Here is a 1,851-nt window from a genome sequence, read left to right on the forward strand (position 1 = left end):
GGTCCGGGGTGGGCGGCGGCACCGGCGGCGGGCTCGGCAGTGGATGCTCGTCCATGCCCTGCCCCTACCCCGCAGGCGCGCGGCTGACCGCGCGGCCGGGCGGTCATGTGCGCGTCCGCCCCGGACAGGGCAGGATGGGGCCATGAGGGAAACCCGAGCGACCGCAAGCGGGTTGCGCACGGCGATCGAGCGCAGCGGTTACTACCCGGCCCTGGTCGCGGACGCGGTCGAGTCGGCCGTCGGCGACGAGCGCGTCGTCGCGTACGTCGTTCACCACGAGGCGACGTTCGACCCCGCGATGGAGGTGCGGCGCCACGTGACGGTGCTCGTGCTGTCCGCGACCCGGCTGCTGGTGTGCCACACCGACGAGCATCCGCCCGGAGAGGGGATGGCCCAGCCGCACGCGTCCACCACCACCGAGGCCGTCAAGCTGGAACGCGTCCAGTCGGTCGCGGTGACGCGCGTCGTCCCGGACCCCGCGTCCTACGTGCCGGGGGTGCCGCCCACCGAGGTCGTGCTGACCATCGGCTGGGGCGCCATCGCCCACATCGACCTCGAACCGGCGACCTGCGGCGACGAGAACTGCGAGGCCGACCACGGCTACACCGGCAGCGTCACCGCCGACGACCTGTCCCTGCGGGTCAGCGAGGCGGCGGACGGCGCGGACGCGGTGGCCCAGGTGCTGGCGTTCGCCGAGGAACTGTCCGCCGCGACCGCCGGGTGAACGGAGTGGCAGAACCTTCTGTTCCGCGGTACGGGGACGGGGCGCTCTCCGATGTGCCCACGTCGGTGCTGGCGGGGATGGGCGTTCCGGGCGAGATGAACGTCCTGGGCGTGCCCGAGGTGCCCCGTGCGTGCGTCCTGATCGTCGACGGGCTCGGCTGGGAGCAGCTCAGGGCGCACCCCGACGAGGCGCCCTACCTGAACGCGATGGACGGCGGTCCGATCACCGCCGGGTTCCCGGCGACGACCGTCACCAGCCTCGCCTCGCTGGGGACGGGCGCGCCGCCCGGCGGGCACGGGCTGCTCGGCCTGCAGGTCGCGATCCCCGGCGCCGGCCGGCTGCTGAACTGCCTGCACTGGAAGGGCGAGGACCCCGACCCGGCGACGTTCCAACCCGTCCCGACCGCCTACGAGCGGGCGGCGGCGGACGGCGTCGAGGCCGGCTACGTCTCGCTCCGCCAGTACAAGAGGTCCGGGCTGAGCCGCGCGACCGCCCGCGGCGCCGAGTACCTGTCCGCCGACGGGCTCGGGCAGCTCGTCGGCCGCACCGAGGCGGCCCTGCGCCGCGGCGACCGCGCCTACGTCACCGCCTACCACGCCGACCTCGACGGGACCGGTCACCGCTTCGGCGTCGATTCGGCCGACTGGCGGCACCAGCTGCGGTTCGTGGACATGCTCGTCCAGCAGATCGCGGCCGTCCTGCCGCCCGGTTCGGCGCTGCACGTGACCGCCGACCACGGCATGGTCGACCCGTCCGAGCGGGTGGACGTCGACACCGTCCCCGACCTGCGGGACGGCGTCGCCCTCCTCGGCGGGGACGCCCGCTGCCGCTACGTCTACAGCGAGCCGGGCGCGCACGGCGACGTGCTCGCCGCGTGGACGGCCCTGCTCGGCGACCGCGCCTGGGTCGTCGAACGCGAGCAGGCGGTGGCGGACGGCTGGTTCGGCCCGCTCGGCGACGGGATGGCCGACCGCATCGGCGACGTGATCGCCGTCCCGCACGGCGACCTCGCGATCGTCGCGTCCGAGCGGGAGCCGTGGCTGAACCGGATGGTCGGCATGCACGGCTCCCTCGTCCCGGCCGAGCAGCTCGTGCCGCTGCTCACCACGTCCCGCCCCTGACGGCCG

At 74.9% G+C, this 1,851-nt stretch carries 2 protein-coding genes; both read left to right on the forward strand.

Features of this window, described 5'->3' with window-relative positions; all coding sequences use genetic code 11:
- Positions 1–142 precede the first annotated feature (142 nt).
- Positions 143–724, forward strand: a complete 582-nt coding sequence (locus tag E1284_RS40470; protein ID WP_131945400.1) for a DUF5998 family protein — start codon at positions 143–145, stop codon at positions 722–724.
- Positions 725–729: 5 nt separating this feature from the next.
- Positions 730–1,845, forward strand: coding sequence for an alkaline phosphatase family protein (locus tag E1284_RS40475; RefSeq protein WP_341770481.1), 1,116 nt, complete (start codon positions 730–732; stop codon positions 1,843–1,845).
- The last annotated feature ends 6 nt before the right edge of the window (positions 1,846–1,851 follow it).

Source organism: Actinomadura bangladeshensis, from assembly GCF_004348335.1.
Taxonomy (GTDB): Bacteria; Actinomycetota; Actinomycetes; order Streptosporangiales; family Streptosporangiaceae; genus Spirillospora; species Spirillospora bangladeshensis.

Bases quoted from the DNA above. Each gene is read 5' to 3' on its own strand.
- E1284_RS40470 (WP_131945400.1), top strand. From the start codon at position 143: ATGAGGGAAACCCGAGCGACCGCAAGCGGGTTGCGCACGGCGATCGAG.